Consider the following 17477-nt stretch of genomic DNA (forward strand, 5'->3'; position numbering starts at 1 on the left):
ATCCTCGAAATATCGAAGGGCGGCGTCGATCATGCGATCGAGGCGGTCGGACGTCCCGCCTCGGCCAGCCTCGCCGTCGCCTCGCTGCGCCGCGGCGGCACCGCGACGATTCTGGGTATGATGCCCTTGTCGGAGAAGGTCGGCCTGTCGGCGATGGACCTGCTCAGCGGCAAGAAATTGCAGGGCGCGATCATGGGGGGCAACCGCTTCCCCGTCGATATCCCGCGCCTCGTCGATTTCTACCTGCGCGGACTGCTCGACCTCGACAGCATCGTCGCCGAGACGATCCCGCTCGCGCAGATCAACGAAGGATTCGACAAGATGAAGAAGGGCGATGCCGCGCGGTCGGTCATCGTGTTCGACCAATGACCACGGCGATGGACGCGCAGAAGCTGTTCTCGGGCACCGTCGCGCCCGAGGGCGCCGACCTGCTCGACGAAGCGAAGCTCACCGCCTGGATGGAGGCGAATGTCGAGGGCTTCGAAGGCCCGCTGACGCAGGGCAAGTTCGCCGGCGGCCAGTCGAACCCGACCTACAAGATCAGCGCGCCGTCGGGCAATTATGTGCTCCGCCGCAAGCCCTTCGGTCCGTTGCTGCCATCGGCGCATGCGGTCGACCGCGAATATAAGGTGCAGGCCGGCCTCTATAAGACCGGCTTTCCCGTCGCGCGTCAATATGGCCTGTGCACCGACGACGATGTCGTCGGCAGCTGGTTCTATGTTATGGGCATGGTCGACGGGCAGACGATCTGGGACGGATCGATGCCGGGGTCGACCCCCGAAAACCGCCGCGCCACCTATGACGCGATGATCGACACGCTCGCCGCGCTGCACAGCGTCGATGTCGAGGCGGCGGGGCTGTCCGATTATGGCAAGCCCGGCAATTATTTCGGTCGCCAGGTCGACCGCTGGACCAAGCAGTACCGCCTCTCCGAAACCGAGACGATGGACGAGATGGAGCAGCTGATCACCTGGCTGTCCGCGACCCTGCCCGAACAGACGCGCACCAGCGTCGTCCATGGCGATTACCGCATCGACAATATGATCTTTGCAAAAGACCGTCCCGAAGTGCTCGCGGTGCTCGACTGGGAATTGTCGACCTTGGGCGATCCGCTCGCCGACTTCACCTATGTCGCGATGGCGTGGGTCACCGAAAATGGTGGGCGTTCGGGGGTGATGGACCTCGACCGCAAGGCGCTCGGCATTCCCGAACTCGACGAGGTCGTCGAGCGCTATTGCGCAGCGACCGGCCGCACCGGCGTGCCCGACATGAACTGGTATTTCGCCTATAATTTCTTCCGCCTCGCCGGCATCATGCAGGGAATCAAGAAGCGCGTGATCGACGGCACCGCCTCGTCGAGCCACGCGAAGGAAATGTCCGAACGCGTGCTGCCGCTCGCCGAAAAGGCGTGGGACTTTGCGAAGAAGGCCGGCGCATGAACCTGTTCGACATGACAGGCCAGGTCGCGCTGATCACCGGATCGTCGCGCGGCATCGGCAAGGCCATCGCCGAAGCCATGGCCTTTCACGGCGCCAAGGTAGTGATTTCGAGCCGCAAGCAGGATGCGTGCGACGCGGTCGCCGCCGAACTCAACGCGGCCTATGGCGAGGGCACCGCGATCGCGGTCGCCGCCAATATCTCGTCGAAGGAAGGCCTGCAGAACCTCGTCGACGAGACGGTGGCGGCCTTCGGTCCGGTCACCGCGCTCGTCTGCAACGCCGCGTCGAATCCCTATTATGGGCCGTCCGAGGGCATCAGCGACGACCAGTTCCGCAAGATCATGGAAAACAATATCCTGTCGAACCATTGGCTGGCGCATATGTGTGCGCCCGCGATGCTGTCGGCGGGCAAGGGGTCGATCACGATCATCAGCTCGATCGGCGGCCTCAAGGGTTCGTCGATCCTCGGCGCCTATGCGATTTCCAAGGCCGCCGACATGCAGATGGCACGCAACCTCGCCGATGAATTCGGGCCGCAGGGCGTGCGCGTCAACTGCATCGCGCCGGGGCTGATCAAGACCGATTTCGCGCGCGCGCTGTGGGAAAATCCGGAGAATCTGGAAGTCTCGACGCGTCGGTCGTCGCTGCGCCGCATCGGCGAGCCCGAGGAAATCGCGGGGGCCGCGGTGTTCCTCGCCAGCCGTGCCGGCGGCTTCACCACCGGCCAGACGATCGTCATCGACGGCGGCAATACTTCGAGCGGAGGATAAGATGGGTGCATTGGACGGCAAGGTCGCGATCATCACGGGCGCCGGGTCGGGCATCGGCCGCGCGAGCGCGCTGCGCTTCGCCGCCGAGGGCGCGAAGCTGATCCTCGGCGACAAGACCGACGCGGTGCACGACACCGCCAAGGCGGTGATCGACGCGGGCGGCACCGCGATCGCGCTGACGATCGACGCGGGGGTCGAGGCCGATGTCGCGAAACTCGTCCGGGCCGCGCAGGAAACCTATGGCGGCCTCGACGTCGCCTTCGCCAACGCCGGGATCATCGGCGACATGGGTGGCATCTTCGATTTCGACCCCGCCGCCTGGGCCGAGACGCTGCGCGTCAACCTGATCGGCCCCGCGCTGATGGTGAAACATGCGGGCAAGGCGATGGTCGACCAGGACCGCGGCGGCGCGATCGTGCTGACCGCGAGCGTCGCGGGAATCAATTCGGGCGCGGGTCCGGGTGCCTATTCGGCGTCGAAAGCGGGCGTCATCAACCTCGCCAAGACCGCGGCGCAGCAGCTGACCACCAGCGGCGTGCGCGTCAACGCGATCTGCCCCGGGCTGACCGAAACCGGGATGACCAAGCCGACCTTCGACTATGCCAAGGCGAAGGAGGTCACCCACAAGCTGGGCCAGCTGAACCCGCTGAAGCGCGCCGCGCAGCCCGAGGAATTGGCGAACGTCGCGCTGTTCCTCGCGAGCGACCAGGCGAGCTATGTCAATGGACAGGCGATCGCGGTCGATGGCGGGCTCACCAGCTCGCACCCGGTGACGCGCCAGCTCCTGGGCCAGACCTCGCATTGAGGAGAGACGATATGCAATATCGGCAGCTTGGCGACAGCGGCATCGAGGTTTCGGCGATCTGTCTCGGCAGCTGGCTGACCTACGGGGTCGGGGTCGACGACAGCGCGGGCCGCGCGTGCGTCGATGCGGCGTTCGACATCGGGATCAACTTCATCGACACCGCCAATGTCTATGGCCGCGGCGCCGCCGAGAGCTTTCTTGGCGACGTGCTGAAGGATCGGCCGCGCGACTCCTATGTGCTCGCGACCAAGCTCTTCTTTCCGATGTCGGACAGCGACAAGGGCCTGTCGAGGAGCCAGGTGGCCAAGCAGATCGATGCGAGCCTGGCGCGGCTCAAGACCGACTATATCGATCTCTACCAATGCCATCGCTACGACCCCGACACCCCCCTCGAGGAAACGATGGCGGCCTTGAGCGAGGTCGTGCGCAGCGGCAAGGCGCGCGCCATCGGCTTTTCCGAATGGGCGCCCGAGCAGATCGAGGCGGCGGTCGCACTGGCGCCGCCGCATGTCAAATTCGTGTCGAGCCAGCCACAGTACAGCCTGTTGTGGCGGCGTCCCGAGGCGAAGGTGATCCCGGTCAGCATCGCGAACGGCATCGGCCAGATCGTCTGGTCGCCGCTGGCAATGGGCGTGCTCAGCGGCAAATATGCCCCCGGCGCCGAACTGCCCGCCGGCAGTCGCGCGTCGGGCGAAGATGCCCAATATATGGGCCGTTACATGACCGACCCGGTACTCGAAGCGGTCCAGCGGCTGAAACCGATCGCCGACAAGGCCGGCTGCACCATGGCGCAGCTCGCGATCGCCTGGGTGCTCGCGCAGCCGGGGATCACCAGCGCGATTGTCGGCGCGAGCCGCCCCGAACAGTTGCGCGAGACCGCGAAGGCCGCCGATCTGGCGATCGACCCGGCGTTGCTCGCCGAGGCCGCCGCCATAATTGAGGGAGTTCGCGTTTCGTGAGTGGGTCCAAGACACTGGGTTTCGACGCCGCGCGGCTCGACCGCATCCCCGCTTTCCTGCAGGCCAAATATGTCGACGCCGGTCGCCTGCCGCACGCCGCGACCCTCGTGTCGCGCGGCGGCGAGATCGCGCATCTGTCGCTGGTCGGCGAGGGCCGTCCGGGCGAGGCGCTGAAGGAAGATGCGATCTTTCGCATCGCGAGCATGACCAAACCGATCACCAGCATCGCCTTCATGATGCTGGTCGAGGAGGGCAAGGTCGCGCTTAGCGATCCGCTCACCAAATTTTGCCCGGAGTTCAAGGACACCGGCGTTTTCGTCGCGGGCGGCGGCAATGCCCCCTTCCTGACCCGGCCGCCGACGCAGCCGATCCGCATGGTCGACCTGCTGCGCCACACATCGGGACTCACTTACGGGTTCCAGGAGCGCACTCCGGTCGACGCCGCCTATCGCAAGGCGCGGATCGACGATTTCGACGCCGATTACACGATGGACAGCTTCATCGCGGGGCTCGCGAAAATCCCGCTGCAGTTCGACCCCGGCGCGCACTGGAATTATTCGATGGCGACCGACGTGCTTGGCGCGCTGGTCGAGCGTATCGAGGGCAAACCGTTCGCGCAGGTTCTGCAGGAGCGCATCTTCGGCCCGCTCGGCATGGTCGATACCGGTTTCAAGGTGCCCGCCGATCAGCAGCATCGGCTCACCGACTGTTACATGTTCGACCCGCAGGCGAAGATGAAGCCATTCGACAGCGGCGACAAGAGCCGCTGGGCGAAGGATCGCAGCTTCCATTCGGGCGGCGGCGGGCTCGTTTCGACGCTCGCCGACTATCATCGCTTCTGCCTGATGCTGCTCGGCGGCGGGCAATTGGATGGCACCCGCATCATCAGCCGCAAGACGCTGGCGCTGATGACCGCGAACCATCTCGTCGGCGGCGGCGACCTCGTCCAGCATAGCGTCGGCATCTTTTCGGAAGCCGAAAATGCCGGGGTCGGCTTCGGCCTCGGCTTTGCGGTGACCGAGCAGCCGGCGCAGACGCTGACCCCCGGGTCGGCGGGCGATTATTATTGGGGCGGCATGTTCTCGACCGGCTTCTTCGTCGATCCGGTCGAGCAGATCTGCATGGTCTTCATGACCCAGCTCATGCCCTCTTCCACCTATCCCGTGCGGCGCGAGGTCAAGACTTTTGTCCACGCCGCGCTCAACGATTGAACCAAGGAGCCATTCGATGTCCGAAGAAACCCCGAACAGCGTCACGCTGGAGAAAGACGGCAATGTCGCCGTCGTCATCGTCAACAACCCGCCGGTCAACGCGCTGAGCTGGCACGTCCGCGAAGGCCTTGCCAATCACTTCGCCGCCGCGCTCGCCGATGACAGCGTCGAGGCGATCGTGCTGCGCTGCGACGGCAGCACCTTCATCGCCGGCGCCGACATCAGCGAATTCGGCAAGGCGCCGCGCGGCCCCGATTTCAACGCGGTGCTCAACAGCATCGAACAGGCAACCAAGCCGGTCGTCGCCGCGATCCACGGCACGGCGCTCGGCGGCGGGCTCGAGACCGCGCTCGTCTGCCATTACCGCGTCGCGGTTCCGTCGGCGAAGCTCGGCGTGCCCGAGGTCAAGCTCGGCCTGCTGCCCGGTGCCGGCGGCACCCAGCGCCTGCCGCGCGTCGTCGGCGTCGAAGCCGCCGCGACGATGACCTCGCTCGGCGACCCCGTCCCCGCCCCCAAGGCGAAGGACATGGGCCTCGTCGACGCGCTTGCGGGCGAAGATAGCCTCGCCGCCGATGCGATCGCCTTTGCGCGTACCAAGATCGCCGACGGCCCCCGCCCGACGCGCGAACGCGCGGTGTTCGGCGACGTCGCGATCATCGAACAGCTCAAGACCGCGAACGCCAAGCGCTGGCGCGGGTTCGACGCGCCCTATGCCAACCTCGCCTGCGTCGAGGCCGCGACGCGTCTGCCTTTCGACGAAGGCCTCGCCTTCGAGCGGCAGGAATTCACCAAGCTGATGTTCGGCAGCCAGTCGGCGGCGCAGCGCCACATCTTCTTCGCCGAGCGTCAGGCGGCGAAGATCGACGGCCTGCCCAAGGACACCGCGCTGCGCGACGTGAAAAAGGTCGGCGTGATCGGCGCGGGCACGATGGGCGGCGGCATCAGCATGAACTTCCTGCAGAAGGGCATCCCCGTCACCATCGTCGAGATGCAGCAGGAAGCGCTCGACCGCGGCGTGGGCGTGATCCGCAAAAATTATGAGGCCTCCGCTGCGAAGGGCCGCTTCAAGCCCGAGCAAGTCGAGGCGATGATGGGCATCCTGACCCCGACGCTGAACATCGAGGATCTGGCCGACTGCGACCTGATCATCGAGGCGGTCTATGAGAATATGGACGTGAAGAAGGAAATCTTCGCGAAGCTCGATAGCATCGCCAAGCCCGGCGCGATCCTCGCGTCGAACACCTCCTATCTCGACGTGGACGAGATCGCGACCGCAACCAGCCGCCCCGGCGACGTGCTCGGCATGCACTTCTTCTCGCCCGCCAACGTCATGAAGCTGCTCGAAGTCGTGCGCGGCGAAAAGACCGCGCCCGATGCGCTGGCGACGGCGATGGCGATCGGCAAGAAGATCGGCAAGGTCGCGGTGGTCGCCGGCGTGTGCGACGGCTTCATCGGCAACCGCATGCTCAAGCCGCGCCAGGTCGAGGCGATGAACCTCCTCATGGAAGGTGCGACGCCGCAGCAGATCGACAAGGTCCATGTCGATTTCGGCATGCCGATGGGGCCGTTCCAGATGAGCGACCTCGCAGGCGTCGACATCGGCTGGCACCGCGACCCGACGCGCATCGAAAGCATCCGCGACGCGCTCGCCGCCAAGGGCCGCTGGGGGCAGAAGACCGGCAAGGGCTTCTACGACTATGACGAGAAGCGCAACCCGACCCCGAGCGCCGAAGTCGCCGAGATCATCGAAGACTTCCGCCAGCATTCCAACAAGGCGAAGCGCGAGATCAGCGACCAGGAAATCATCGAGCGCACGCTGTATCCGATGGTCAACGAAGGCGCGCTGATCCTGACCGAAGGCAAGGCGCAGCGCGCGTCGGACATCGATGTCGTGTGGATCTATGGTTATGGCTGGCCGGTGTATCGCGGCGGCCCGATGTTCTGGGCCGGCCTCGAAGGCACCGACAAGATCGTCGCGGCGCTGGAGAAGCATGGCTTTGCGGTCGCGCCGCTGCTCAAGGAAAAGGCCGAGGCAAAGAGCGGGTTCTAAACGCGCCTTTCGCTCAGGAAGATACGGCCGCCTGTCCCACTGCGGGGCAGGCGGCCTTTCTTTTGCCCCGCGCGCGCCGCAGGCATGAGCGAAGACTTGCGATTCAGGGTTAAAGCGCTGGCAAGACCTGCCGTTAGGGCAGAGCATGACGCCGATGTCCCTGATCGCCGCTCTCCTGCTCGCCGGAACGGCTGCCGCGCCGCCTCCCGTCGCGACGCCGCAGGCGAGCGCGACCGGCATCGCGCGCGCAAGGATCATCGCGCCGGCCGAGGTGCGGCGGATCAACGGGCGGATCGAGGTGCGTACCGGTGATCGCAAGGCACCGACGCAGGTGCACCGCACCGACCGCAAGGACGGCGGCGAGACCGCGGATTTTTACTGACCCGATCCTCCCCCGCTGAGGGAGGATCGGCTTATTTCTGCAACGTCTGGATGATCGCCGAAAAGTCGCGGCCGTCCTTGTCGGCCTCGACGAAGGCTTCATACAGCTCGCGCGCCTTCGATCCCATCGGGACAGCGGCGTCGACGCTGGCCGCGGCCTCCATCGCGAGGCGGAGGTCCTTGAGCATCAGCGCCGCGGCGAAACCGCCCGCATAGCCGTTATCGGCGGGGGTGGTCGGCCCGACGCCGGGGAGCGGCGCATAGCTGGTCAGCGACCAGCACTGCCCCGACGACACGCTGGCGATGTCGAAGAATTTCTGCGGATCGAGGCCGAGCTTCTGCGCGAGCGCGAGCGTTTCGCAGGTCGCGATCATCGACGCGCCGAGGAGCATGTTGTTGCAGATCTTCGCCCCCTGCCCCGCGCCTGCGTCGCCCGCATGGATCACCGCCTTGCCCATCTTCGCCAGGATCGGTTCGGCGCGTGCGAAGCCTTCGCCGGTGCCGCCGACCATGAAGGTCAAGGTGCCGGCGTTCGCCGCCGCTATGCCGCCCGAGACCGGCGCATCGACCGCGACGAGACCCTTGGCGGTCGCCGCCTCGATGTTCGACCGCGCGGTCGCGACGTCGATCGTCGAACAGTCGAGAAGCAAGGTGCCCGGCGCGGCATTGGGGAAGACGTCGCTTTCGTAGACGCCCGCGACATGCTTGCCCGCGGGGAGCATCGTGACGACGGCTTCGGCGCCGGCGACGGCTTCGGCCGCTGAGGCGGCGCGCGTGCAGCCCGCCTCGACCGCGCGCGCGAGCGCTTCATCGCTGAGGTCGAAGGCGCGGACGTCATGCCCCGCCTTGGCAAGGTTCGCGGCCATGCCGCCGCCCATATTGCCGAGTCCGATGAATGCGATTTTCATGTCACTCTCCCGCAGGATTTTTCCGTTTGAGCCATTGTGCGATGGCGCTCGATATCAAAGTGAGCAGCGCGACGACTGGAAGGACGAGAAAGGCGACAAGCCACCACAATAGTCCTTCGAAACCGCCCTGATCGTATAAGATGCGCTGATCTACGACATAGGCATGGGTCAGCAGATGGACGGCCACCAAGGCCGCCGCCACATAGGCGGCGTTCCTCGAAACCAGCCGTCGGGGCGTCGTCACCGCCCCTTCCACACGCCTTCGCGCTTTTCGATGAAGGCGGCCATGCCTTCGGCCTTGTCCTCGGTCGCGGCGAGGATCTGGAACAGGCGGCGTTCGTAGATCAGCCCCTGGTCGAGCGTCGTTTCGAACGCGGCGTTGACCATGTCCTTGTTCACCATCGCGGCCATCGGCGGCATCGATGCGATGAGCGCGGCGATCTTCACCGCTTCGTCGACCAAAGTTTCGTGCGGAACGACGCGCGCGACGAGACCCGACCGTTCGGCTTCGGCGGCGTCCATCATCCGGCCGGTGAGGCACATTTCCATCGCCTTCGCCTTGCCGATCGCGCGGGTCAGCCGCTGCGACCCGCCCATACCGGGCGCGACGCCGAGCTTGATCTCGGGCTGGCCGAATTTCGCCTTCTCCGACGCGATGATGAAGTCGGCCATCATCGCGAGTTCGCAGCCGCCGCCCAATGAGAAGCCGTTGACCGCGGCGATCCACGGCTTGCGGACCTTCTTCACGAAGTCGCTCGTCCATTTCGAGAAAAAATCCTCAAGGTAGAAATCAGCCGCCGGCTTGTCGGCCATTTCCTTGATGTCGGCACCTGCGGCGAACGCCTTGTCGCCCGCCCCGGTGAGCACGGCGCAGCGCTGGCTGTCATCGGCTTCGAAGGCAGCGAAGGCCGCGATCAGGTCGCCCAGCACGCCCGAGTTGAGCGCGTTCAATGCCTGCGGGCGGTTGAGCGTAACGAGCGTGACGGCGCCGCGCTGTTCGACGAGGAGGGTTTCGTAGGTCATAGGGGTTTCCATTCTTCCAGAGCGGGGAGCGGTGCGAAGATCGAAGCGATCAGGTCGTCGCTCACGCCCTCGGCCGTCGCCGGATTCCATTGCGGTTTATTGTCCTTTTCGACGATCACCGCGCGCACGCCCTCGGCAAAGTCGGGACGCGTCAGCACGCGGCTGCCGATGCGATATTCCATCACCATGTTCGCGGCGAAATCGGGCAGCGACAGGCTGTCGGCGAGCTGGCGCAGCGCGACCTTGCACGTCTGCGGCGACTTGGTGCGTAGCGCGGCAAGTTCTTTCGCCGCCCATTCGCCCTTGTCGGCCTCAAGTGCGGCGAGGATATCCTCAAGCCGATCCGAGGCGAACAGCCGGTTGATGTCGGCGATATGCGCGAGGATCTTCGCCTCGGGCGGAGCCAGTGACAATTCGCCGAGGATACCGCCGATGCGGTCGGGGTGCTCGGCGATCCGCGCCTTGGCCTCGGCGAGCTTGTCCGACGGGAGATAATGGGTGGCGAGGCCGAGCGCCAAGCACTCCGCCCCGTCGAGCCGCGCGCCGGTGAGCGCGAGATACGGACCGACGCGCCCTTCGAGCCGCGAGAGATACCAGCCGCCGCCGACGTCGGGAAACAGGCCGATCCCCGTTTCGGGCATGGCGAGCCGCGTGTTCTCGGTCGCGACGCGATATGTGGCGGGCAGCGAAATGCCGACGCCGCCGCCCATGGTGATGCCGTCCATGAAAGCGACCACCGGCTTGTCATAGGTAAAGAGCAGATGGTTGAGCTGATATTCGTCGTGGAAGAAAAGGCGGCCCGAGGCGCCCTCGTCGGACAGCGCCGAATTGCGCAGGAAGGCGATGTCGCCCCCGGCGCAGAAACCGCGTCCTTCGCTGTGGTCGAGCAGCACCGCCTGCACCGCGGCGTCGTTTTTCCACGCGACGAGCGCCTCGGTCATGGCATGGACCATGTCGAGGTTGAGCGCGTGGATCGCCTTCGGGCGGTTAAGCGACAGGCGGCCGGTGGCGCCTTGCTGTGTGACGAGTACGTCTTCGGTCATAAGCCCTCTCAAAACCTTCTCCCGTCGGGAGAAGGATATCGAAGCCTTACCGCTGAAAGCGGTTAGGCGGAGTTGGATGAGGGGATCCGCCGTCGCTTTCGTGCGCGACCCTTGAACCCCTCACCCAGCTACGACTAGCCAGCAAGCTGGCAAGTCTGCGCAACCCTCTCCCAACGGGAGAGGGGAAATCCTACTGCCGCAGCAGGTCCCGTCCGACGATCATTCGCATGACCTGGTTGGTGCCTTCGAGGATCGAATGGACGCGCAGGTCGCGCCAGAACCGCTCGATCGGATAATCGCGAAGATAGCCATAACCACCGAACAATTGCAGCGCGTCGTTGACGATCTTGCTGCCGTTGTCGGTCGCGAGCCGCTTCGCCATCGCCGAGAAGCGCGACTTGTCGGGCGCGTTCGCGCTGACCTTCGCCGCCGCGAGATAGAGCAGCGCACGCGAGGCTTCGAGGTCGGTCGCCATGTCGGCGAGCATGAACTGGGTGTTCTGGAAATCGGCGATCGGCTGGCCGAACTGCTGGCGGTCCTTGGTGTAGGCGATCGCCTCGTCGAGGCAGCGCTGCGCGCCGCCGAGCGAGCAGGCGCCGATGTTGAGGCGGCCGCCATCAAGCCCCGCCATCGCGAAGCGGAAGCCGTCGCCTTCGGCGCCGACGAGGTTTTCGACCGGCACGCGGCAATCCTCGAAGATCACTTGCGCGGTCGGCGAGGCGTTCCAGCCGAGCTTCTTCTCGGGCGCCCCGAAGCTGAGGCCCGGGGTGTCCTTTTCGATGACGAGGCAGGAAATCCCCTTCGACTTTTCGTCGCCGGTGCGGACCATGCAGACATAGATGTCGTTATAGCCGGCGCCCGAAATGAACTGCTTGGTGCCGTTGAGGACATAATGATCGCCGTCGCGCTTGGCCGTGGTCTTGAGCGCCGCGGCGTCCGAGCCCGAACCCGGTTCGGTGAGGCAATAGGAGGCGATTTTTTCCATGCTGACGAGGTCGGGCAGGAAACGCGCCTTGACCTCGGCGCTGCCGAAGCGGTCGATCATCCAGGTCGCCATATTGTGGATCGAGACATAGGCCGATGTCGCGGGGCAACCATAGGCCATCGCCTCCATGATCAGCGCCGCCTCCAATCGGCCGAGCCCGATGCCGCCCGATTCCTCGGCGACGTAAATAGCGCCGAAGCCGAGCTCGCCCGCGGCCTTCCACACCTCGACGGGATAATGGCTTTTTTCGTCCCATTCGGCGGCGAAGGGCGTGATGCGGTCGGCGGTGAACTTGCGCGCCATGTCCTGGATGGCGAGCTGGTCGTCGGTAAGCTGGAACTGGTCGGTCATGCGTTCTTCTCGATTAGAATGGCTTCGGCTTCGATTTCGACTTTCCACTCGGGGCGGATCAGCGCGGGGATGACGAGCATCGTGGAGGCGGGGCGGATGGCGCCGAACATCGCGCCATGCGCGCGCCCGACAAGGTCGGCATCGGCGGCATCGGTGATATACATGCGCGTGCGCACGACATCGGCGGGCGAACCGCCGAGCGCTTCGAGCGATTCGCTGATGATCGTCAGGCAACGCGCCGCCTGAACCCCGGCGTCGCCCGGGGTCGAGCTGCCGTCGGGTTCGATCGGCGCGCAGCCGGCAACGTCGATGCGGTTGCCGACGCGCACCGCGCGGCTGTAGCCATAGACGGGCTCGAACGGCGAGGCCGAGCTGTGGTTGCGACGCTCCCCCGTCGCCGCGACCGGATCAGCCACAGCTGACCCGCTCGATCTTCATCGCGCCGTCGTAGGAGACGGTGAGCCGGTCGGGGCGGAAATCCATCGTCACCGCCATGCCCGGCGCGACCCAGCGCAGGGTGCGCGCGCCGGTCGCGCGGAGCAGCGCGGCGCCGGTTTCGGCGGTCGCGGTCTGGCCGACGAAGCTTTGTCCGGCGTCGCCGTTGCACGCGGCCTCGGCGGGCGGGGGCAGCGGCGCGGGCTCGGCGCCGCCGTCGGCGGCCTGACAGGCGGCGAGCGGCAGCAGGGCTGCGGCGGCAATCCAGCGAATGTCCATCATATCTCTCCTTCGTCGCATCAGGCCCAAATCAAGCCGCGCAGCGCGTATAGCGCATCGCATTCGCCGCGGCACCATCGCCATGGTCGCGGCGGACGAGCGTCTTGCCGCCATCGGTGACGCTCAACACCATCAGCCGGTCCCAGTCCATGCCCTCGCCGCTGAATTTATAGTCGGCGACGAGGCGGGTGGCGCTGCGTTCGCGCACCCGCGCGAGTTCGCCATGCGATTCGTGGAAGCGCAGGTTCGCGGCGTCGATGACGAGCGCGGTGAGGTCGGTGCCGGGACGCTTCGGACAATCGCTCGCGTCGATCGCCCATCGCCCCTGGATCGCGGCAGGAATCGCCTTGTCGCCGCTGCCGATGCCCGGCTCGACGGCGGCGGGCGGCTTGACCGCCGGATCGGGCGTATAATCTTCGGGCGGCGCCGGTTCGGGGATCGCGGGCGGCGGCGCGGGGTCGGCGTCGGGCACGGGCGCGACGCTCGCCTTTTGTTCGGGCACGGGCTTGTCGGCGCTATCGCCGCAGGCGGCGAGCATCAGAACGCCCCCGGACAGGAACAGGGGGAACAGGGTGCGGGTCATCGTCTTTCTCCTTTGCGAGGAGAAATGCGCGGGGTTCGGGGCGGGTTTCATTCACCGCCCCCTTCGCCGAGCACCTGCCGGTTAAATTCGGCGGTCGCGAGCCTGTTGTCGTTGAAGCGGTACCAGCGCGGCGCAGGCAGGCCCTTCTCCCACGCGAGCGCCTCGGCGAGCGTGCCCTGCGCCGACGGGGTGTCGGGCATCAGCGTGCCGATCGGGTCGGCATAGGCGGTGTCGGCGCTGACCAAAGTCCAGCCCGCGGCGCGCAGCGCGCGGACGAGATCGCCGATATGGAGCGCGGCAAGATCGGTTTCGTGGAGCAGCATCACCTGCACCGGCTGGCGCCCGATCGCCTGTTGCATCAGCCCGTCGGCGAAATCGGCCGCCTCGACATGCCAAGTGACGTAGAGCCGCCCGAGCGCCGCGCGATCGATCGGCTTGCCCGCCTTCGCGGCGTCGCGGGTGAGCGCCTCGAGATGCCAGTCGGCCGATTCGGCGGTGACATAGCCGTTGCGCAGGCCGCGTTCGGCCAGCCCCGCGCGCAGCGCGTCGCGCTTGACCTTGTCGGCGCCGCCCTCGTCAAGGAAGGGAAAGCGGAACCAGGGGCGGTGGCCGGGCTGGTCCTTGAGCCAGGCCTCGGCCTTGTCGATGTCGGCAAGATAGGCGTCGGCCGCCGTCGCGTTCAGATGCGGGTGGGTGCAGCTGTGGTTGGCGATGACATGGCCCGCCGCGACATAGGCGGCGATGCGCACCTCGCCGCCGACCCCATCGCCCGACCCGATATGGCAGGGATTGACGAAAAACACCGCCTGCGGCGCTTCGGCCGCCTTCAGCTCGGCGATGATGCGCTGCGTTCGTTCGTCGGGGGAGAAAAAGGCCCCCGCGCCGCGCGGCACATCGTCGAAGGACAAGGCGATCCTCTTCTGCGCCGCCGCCGGGACGGGCAGCAGCAGCAGAATCAGGAGGGGAAGGAGCAGCCGGCGCAGCAACGCCGGCTTATCCCATCGTCGGGATGACGAAGGCGTTGCCGCCGTCGGGTGATCCGTCGGGCCAGCGTGCGGTGACGGTCTTGACCTTGGTCCAGAATTTCACGCCTTCCATGCCGTGCTGATTGGTGTCGCCGAACGCCGACCGCTTCCAGCCGCCGAAGGTATGATAGGCGACCGGCACCGGGATCGGCACGTTGATGCCGACCATGCCGACATTGACGCGCGCGGCGAATTCGCGCGCGGCGTGGCCGTTGCGCGTGAAGATGGCGACGCCGTTGCCGTACTGGTGCTTCGAGGGCAGCGACAGCGCGGTTTCGAAATCGGGGGCGCGGACGATCTGCAGCACGGGGCCGAAAATCTCTTCCTTGTACGATTCCATGTCGGTGGTGACATGGTCGAACAGGGTCGGGCCGATGAAGAAGCCCTTTTCATGACCCTGCAGGCTGAAGCCGCGGCCGTCGACCACCAGTTCGGCGCCCTCGTCGGCGCATTTCGCGATCCAGCCCTCGACCTTTTCCTTGTGCGCCTGCGTCACCACGGGGCCGTAATGCGCTTCGGCATCGGTCGACACGCCGACGCGCAGCGCTTCGATCGCGGGGATCAGCTTGGCCTTCAGCCGCTCGGCGGTCTCGTCGCCGACGGGGACCACCACAGGAAGCGCCATGCAGCGTTCGCCCGCCGAACCGAAGGCGGCGCCGGCGAGGTCGTTAACGACCTGGTCGAGGTCGGCGTCGGGCATGACGATGCCGTGGTTCTTCGCGCCGCCCATCGCCTGGACGCGCTTTCCGTTGGCGACGCCGCGGTTGTAGACATAATGCGCGATGTCCGACGAGCCGACGAAGCTGACCGCGCCGATGTCGGGATGATCGAGGATCGCGTCGACCATTTCCTTGTCGCCATGAACGACCTGGCAGATACCCTCGGGCAGCCCGGCTTCGAGGAAGAGTTCGGCGAGGCGCACCGGAACGCTGGGGTCGCGCTCGCTGGGCTTGATGATGAAGGCGTTGCCGGTCGCGATCGCGACACCCGACATCCACAGCGGGATCATCGCGGGGAAATTGAACGGGGTGATGCCCGCGCCGATACCGATCGGCTGGCGCATCGAATAGACGTCGATGCCCGGGCCGGCGCCCTGCGTATATTCGCCCTTGAGCACATGCGGGATGCCGCAACAGAATTCGATGACTTCGAGGCCGCGCTGGATGTCGCCCTTCGAATCGGCGATCACCTTGCCATGCTCGGAGCTGAGCAGGTGCGCGAGTTCGTCCATATTGGCTTCGACGAGGCGCTTGAATTCGAACATCACGCGCGCGCGGCGCTGCGGGTTGGTCGCGGCCCAGGCGGGCTGCGCCGCCTTTGCTGCGGCGACCGCCTTTTCGAGGAGCGCCGCGTCGCCCAAGGCGACCTCGGCCTGCACGCCGCCGCTGTTGGGGTCGAAGACCTGGCCGCTGCGGCTGCTGCCGCCGGCACCGCCGACGATGAGATGGTCGATCTGTCGCATGCTTGAGTCTCCCGAATATGTTGCCGTTGCCTCAGCCGAGTTGCAGGGCGATTGCAAGGGATAGACTTGCAGGACGATGCTGCATATTTGCAGGCCATGGACTGGGACAAGCTGCAATATTTCCTGAACGTCGCGCAGCAGGGCACGCTCGCACGCGCCGGGCAAGCATTGCAGGTCGATGCGACGACAGTCAGCCGACAAGTGAGCGCGCTCGAGACGGCGTTGCAACAGACCTTGTTCGAACGCGCGCCGGGCGGTTTCAATCTCACGGCGGCCGGCCGCGCGCTCGTCCCGCATGCCGAGGCGATGGCGGCGGCGGCGGCACGCATCCGCTCGGTCGACGACGGCGGCGCGGCCTTGTCGGGACAGCTTCGCGTCAGCGTGTCCGAGGGGTTCGGCAACAGTTTCATCGCGCCAAGATTGGCCGGCTTCGTCGCGGCGCATCCCGAACTCGAGATCGACCTTGTCGCCTCGTCGGGTTTTTTGAATCCGTCGCGGCGCGAGGCCGATATGGCGGTGCTGCTCGCGCGGCCGCGCAAAGGCCCGCTGATCACGCGCAAATTGTCCGACTACAGCCTCGGCCTCTACGCCCCCGCGAATCGCACCGACTGGCAGGAAGCGGTCGCCGCGACCCCGCTGTCGCGCGCGGGGGTGCCGGTGATCGGCTATGTCCCCGACATCCTCTACGCCCCCGAACTCGACTATCTGGGCGAGATCGAACCCGGACTGCGCGCCGGGGTGCGCTCCTCCTCCATCCTCGCGCAAAGGCGGATGATCGCGGGCGGTGCAGGCGTGGGCGTGCTCCCCTGCTTCCTCGCCGCAGGCGACCCCGCGCTGGTGCGGGTGCGGCCCGAGCAGGTCATCGCGCGCGCCTTCTGGCTCGCGCTCCACCGCGACGTCGCGCCGCAACCGCGCATCCGCGCCTTCATCGACTGGCTCGACGGCGAGGTCAGGGAGAGCCGGGGGTTGTTGGTGCCGGCATAAAGCCCCTCCCCTTGCCGTCACCTCATCCTTTCTTCGTCGTCCCCGCGAAGCCGGGCAGCGAAAGCCGCTACATCATTTCAAGAAAGCTGGATCGCTTGAAGAGTCACGGGCCTCTCCGAGCCCTTCGCGGGGATGACGGGGTGAGACCAATCCTGACTCGTCTTGACAAGCGCGACCCTCAAAGCGCTAATAGAACAAATCAGGAACATATGCCCCACGAGTCGCTCCCTTCTATCGCCGGCCTGCGCCGGCGTCTCGCCCGGATCGCCGGCGAGGCCGAACCGCGTGGGCAAAGCGCGGGGCGGCTGGCGAGCGGGCATGCGGGGTTCGATGCCGCGCTCGGCGGCGGGCTCGCGACGGGGCGCCTGCATGAATTTTTCGCCGCCGATGTGCTCGATGCGACGAGCGCCGCCGCCTTTGCCGCGCTGCTCGCGCTGCGCACGTCGGGGGACGCGCCTTTGGTGTGGCTGCGCACCGCCGATGCTGCGCGGCGCGGCGGGCATATCTATGCGCCCGGTATCGCCGAACTTGGCGGCGATCCCGAGCGGCTGCTGCTGATCGAGGCGCCCGATCCCAAATTGCTGCTCGCCTGCGCCAATGACGCGATCCGCTGCGCCGGGTCGGCGGCGGTGATCGTCGAAAGCTGGGGCCGCTGGCCCGCGCTCGATCTCACCGCCGGGCGCCGTCTCGCGCTCGGTGCGCGCGATGCGGGAACCACGCTGCTGATGCTGCGGCTCAATGCGGCGCCGAGTCCGAGCGTCGCCGAAACGCGCTGGGGCGTCGC

The 17477-nt window shown here is 66.4% G+C and carries 20 protein-coding genes; 10 read left to right on the forward strand and 10 right to left on the reverse strand.

Annotation, left to right across the window (positions count from 1 at the left end):
• The 8 genes from B1A78_RS13995 to B1A78_RS14030 all read left to right on the forward strand — a co-directional run.
• Positions 1–369, forward strand: a 369-nt coding sequence (locus B1A78_RS13995) for a zinc-binding dehydrogenase (RefSeq protein ID WP_144037834.1), incomplete at its 5' end; no start/stop codon positions are given.
• Positions 366–1439: a phosphotransferase family protein gene (locus B1A78_RS14000; RefSeq protein WP_077147551.1), complete on the forward strand. Its 1074-nt coding sequence runs from the start codon at positions 366–368 to the stop codon at positions 1437–1439. The genes B1A78_RS13995 and B1A78_RS14000, both read left to right, overlap by 4 nt.
• Positions 1436–2209 carry an SDR family NAD(P)-dependent oxidoreductase gene (locus B1A78_RS14005; protein WP_077147552.1) on the forward strand — a complete coding sequence of 258 codons (774 nt, stop codon included), beginning with the start codon at positions 1436–1438 and terminating at the stop codon, positions 2207–2209. The genes B1A78_RS14000 and B1A78_RS14005 overlap by 4 nt, the downstream gene beginning before the upstream one ends.
• Before the next feature lies 1 nt (position 2210).
• Positions 2211–3014 (forward strand): SDR family NAD(P)-dependent oxidoreductase, encoded by an 804-nt coding sequence (locus tag B1A78_RS14010; RefSeq protein ID WP_077147553.1) that lies wholly within the window; start codon positions 2211–2213, stop codon positions 3012–3014.
• 11 nt (positions 3015–3025) lie between these two features.
• Positions 3026–3973, forward strand: coding sequence for an aldo/keto reductase family protein (locus tag B1A78_RS14015; protein WP_077147554.1), 948 nt, complete (start codon positions 3026–3028; stop codon positions 3971–3973).
• Positions 3970–5184: a serine hydrolase gene (locus tag B1A78_RS14020; RefSeq protein ID WP_077147555.1), complete on the forward strand. Its 1215-nt coding sequence runs from the start codon at positions 3970–3972 to the stop codon at positions 5182–5184. Before B1A78_RS14015 ends, B1A78_RS14020 begins: the two co-directional genes overlap by 4 nt.
• 16 nt (positions 5185–5200) lie before the next feature.
• Positions 5201–7234 (forward strand): 3-hydroxyacyl-CoA dehydrogenase NAD-binding domain-containing protein, encoded by a 2034-nt coding sequence (locus tag B1A78_RS14025; protein WP_077147556.1) that lies wholly within the window; start codon positions 5201–5203, stop codon positions 7232–7234.
• Positions 7235–7379: 145 nt separating this feature from the next.
• The gene (locus B1A78_RS14030; protein WP_077147557.1) at positions 7380–7616 is read left to right on the forward strand and encodes a hypothetical protein; all 237 of its coding nucleotides are present in this window, start codon (positions 7380–7382) and stop codon (positions 7614–7616) included.
• 31 nt (positions 7617–7647) lie between these two features.
• Here B1A78_RS14030 and mmsB read toward each other — a convergent pair whose 3' ends face one another.
• The 10 genes from mmsB to B1A78_RS14080 all read right to left on the reverse strand — a co-directional run bounded on the left by mmsB (position 7648) and on the right by B1A78_RS14080 (position 15709).
• Positions 7648–8523 (reverse strand): 3-hydroxyisobutyrate dehydrogenase, encoded by an 876-nt coding sequence (mmsB, locus tag B1A78_RS14035; RefSeq protein WP_077147558.1) that lies wholly within the window; start codon positions 8521–8523, stop codon positions 7648–7650.
• A 1-nt stretch (position 8524) separates the two neighbouring features.
• On the reverse strand, positions 8525–8767 hold the full coding sequence (locus tag B1A78_RS14040) for a hypothetical protein (protein ID WP_144037835.1): 243 nt from the start codon (positions 8765–8767) through the stop codon (positions 8525–8527).
• On the reverse strand, positions 8764–9546 hold the full coding sequence (locus tag B1A78_RS14045; RefSeq protein WP_077147560.1) for an enoyl-CoA hydratase-related protein: 783 nt from the start codon (positions 9544–9546) through the stop codon (positions 8764–8766). The genes B1A78_RS14040 and B1A78_RS14045 overlap by 4 nt, the downstream gene beginning before the upstream one ends.
• Positions 9543–10589 (reverse strand): enoyl-CoA hydratase/isomerase family protein, encoded by a 1047-nt coding sequence (locus tag B1A78_RS14050; protein WP_077147561.1) that lies wholly within the window; start codon positions 10587–10589, stop codon positions 9543–9545. The genes B1A78_RS14045 and B1A78_RS14050 overlap by 4 nt, the downstream gene beginning before the upstream one ends.
• A 190-nt stretch (positions 10590–10779) precedes the next feature.
• The gene (locus tag B1A78_RS14055) at positions 10780–11925 is read right to left on the reverse strand and encodes an acyl-CoA dehydrogenase family protein (RefSeq protein ID WP_077147562.1); all 1146 of its coding nucleotides are present in this window, start codon (positions 11923–11925) and stop codon (positions 10780–10782) included.
• Complete coding sequence (locus B1A78_RS14060) at positions 11922–12341, reverse strand: RidA family protein (protein ID WP_077147563.1); 420 nt, start codon at positions 12339–12341, stop codon at positions 11922–11924. Before B1A78_RS14060 ends, B1A78_RS14055 begins: the two co-directional genes overlap by 4 nt.
• Positions 12334–12642, reverse strand: a complete 309-nt coding sequence (locus B1A78_RS14065) for an I78 family peptidase inhibitor (RefSeq protein ID WP_372236881.1) — start codon at positions 12640–12642, stop codon at positions 12334–12336. Before B1A78_RS14065 ends, B1A78_RS14060 begins: the two co-directional genes overlap by 8 nt.
• Before the next feature lie 28 nt (positions 12643–12670).
• Positions 12671–13222 carry a hypothetical protein gene (locus B1A78_RS14070; protein WP_077147564.1) on the reverse strand — a complete coding sequence of 184 codons (552 nt, stop codon included), beginning with the start codon at positions 13220–13222 and terminating at the stop codon, positions 12671–12673.
• A gap of 47 nt (positions 13223–13269) precedes the next feature.
• On the reverse strand, positions 13270–14208 hold the full coding sequence (locus tag B1A78_RS14075; protein WP_077147565.1) for a polysaccharide deacetylase family protein: 939 nt from the start codon (positions 14206–14208) through the stop codon (positions 13270–13272).
• Between the two features lie 7 nt (positions 14209–14215).
• A complete protein-coding gene (locus B1A78_RS14080; RefSeq protein ID WP_077147566.1) occupies positions 14216–15709 on the reverse strand; it encodes a CoA-acylating methylmalonate-semialdehyde dehydrogenase in 1494 nt (497 codons plus the stop codon).
• A gap of 96 nt (positions 15710–15805) precedes the next feature.
• Between B1A78_RS14080 and B1A78_RS14085 the strand changes: the two genes are divergently transcribed.
• Both B1A78_RS14085 and B1A78_RS14090 read left to right on the forward strand, forming a co-directional pair.
• Positions 15806–16693 (forward strand): LysR family transcriptional regulator, encoded by an 888-nt coding sequence (locus B1A78_RS14085; RefSeq protein WP_077147567.1) that lies wholly within the window; start codon positions 15806–15808, stop codon positions 16691–16693.
• 209 nt (positions 16694–16902) lie between these two features.
• The coding region (locus B1A78_RS14090; protein ID WP_077147568.1) for an ImuA family protein at positions 16903–17477 on the forward strand (575 nt) is incomplete at its 3' end.

This window comes from Sphingopyxis sp. KK2, from assembly GCF_001990265.1.
In the GTDB taxonomy this organism is placed as follows: Bacteria; Pseudomonadota; Alphaproteobacteria; order Sphingomonadales; family Sphingomonadaceae; genus Sphingopyxis.

What these genes read in the sequence shown, in the direction of transcription:
- B1A78_RS14055 (WP_077147562.1), bottom strand. Translation starts at nt 11,925, where the DNA reads ATGACCGACCAGTTCCAGCTTACCGACGACCAGCTCGCCATCCAGGAC.
- B1A78_RS14085 (WP_077147567.1), top strand. Translation starts at nt 15,806, where the DNA reads ATGGACTGGGACAAGCTGCAATATTTCCTGAACGTCGCGCAGCAGGGC.
- B1A78_RS14005 (WP_077147552.1), top strand. Translation starts at nt 1,436, where the DNA reads ATGAACCTGTTCGACATGACAGGCCAGGTCGCGCTGATCACCGGATCG.
- B1A78_RS14080 (WP_077147566.1), bottom strand. Translation starts at nt 15,709, where the DNA reads ATGCGACAGATCGACCATCTCATCGTCGGCGGTGCCGGCGGCAGCAGC.
- B1A78_RS14000 (WP_077147551.1), top strand. Translation starts at nt 366, where the DNA reads ATGACCACGGCGATGGACGCGCAGAAGCTGTTCTCGGGCACCGTCGCG.
- B1A78_RS14015 (WP_077147554.1), top strand. Translation starts at nt 3,026, where the DNA reads ATGCAATATCGGCAGCTTGGCGACAGCGGCATCGAGGTTTCGGCGATC.
- B1A78_RS14045 (WP_077147560.1), bottom strand. Translation starts at nt 9,546, where the DNA reads ATGACCTACGAAACCCTCCTCGTCGAACAGCGCGGCGCCGTCACGCTC.
- B1A78_RS14025 (WP_077147556.1), top strand. Translation starts at nt 5,201, where the DNA reads ATGTCCGAAGAAACCCCGAACAGCGTCACGCTGGAGAAAGACGGCAAT.
- B1A78_RS14070 (WP_077147564.1), bottom strand. Translation starts at nt 13,222, where the DNA reads ATGACCCGCACCCTGTTCCCCCTGTTCCTGTCCGGGGGCGTTCTGATG.
- B1A78_RS14030 (WP_077147557.1), top strand. Translation starts at nt 7,380, where the DNA reads ATGACGCCGATGTCCCTGATCGCCGCTCTCCTGCTCGCCGGAACGGCT.
- B1A78_RS14050 (WP_077147561.1), bottom strand. Translation starts at nt 10,589, where the DNA reads ATGACCGAAGACGTACTCGTCACACAGCAAGGCGCCACCGGCCGCCTG.
- B1A78_RS14010 (WP_077147553.1), top strand. Translation starts at nt 2,211, where the DNA reads ATGGGTGCATTGGACGGCAAGGTCGCGATCATCACGGGCGCCGGGTCG.
- mmsB (WP_077147558.1), bottom strand. Translation starts at nt 8,523, where the DNA reads ATGAAAATCGCATTCATCGGACTCGGCAATATGGGCGGCGGCATGGCC.
- B1A78_RS14065 (WP_372236881.1), bottom strand. Translation starts at nt 12,642, where the DNA reads ATGATGGACATTCGCTGGATTGCCGCCGCAGCCCTGCTGCCGCTCGCC.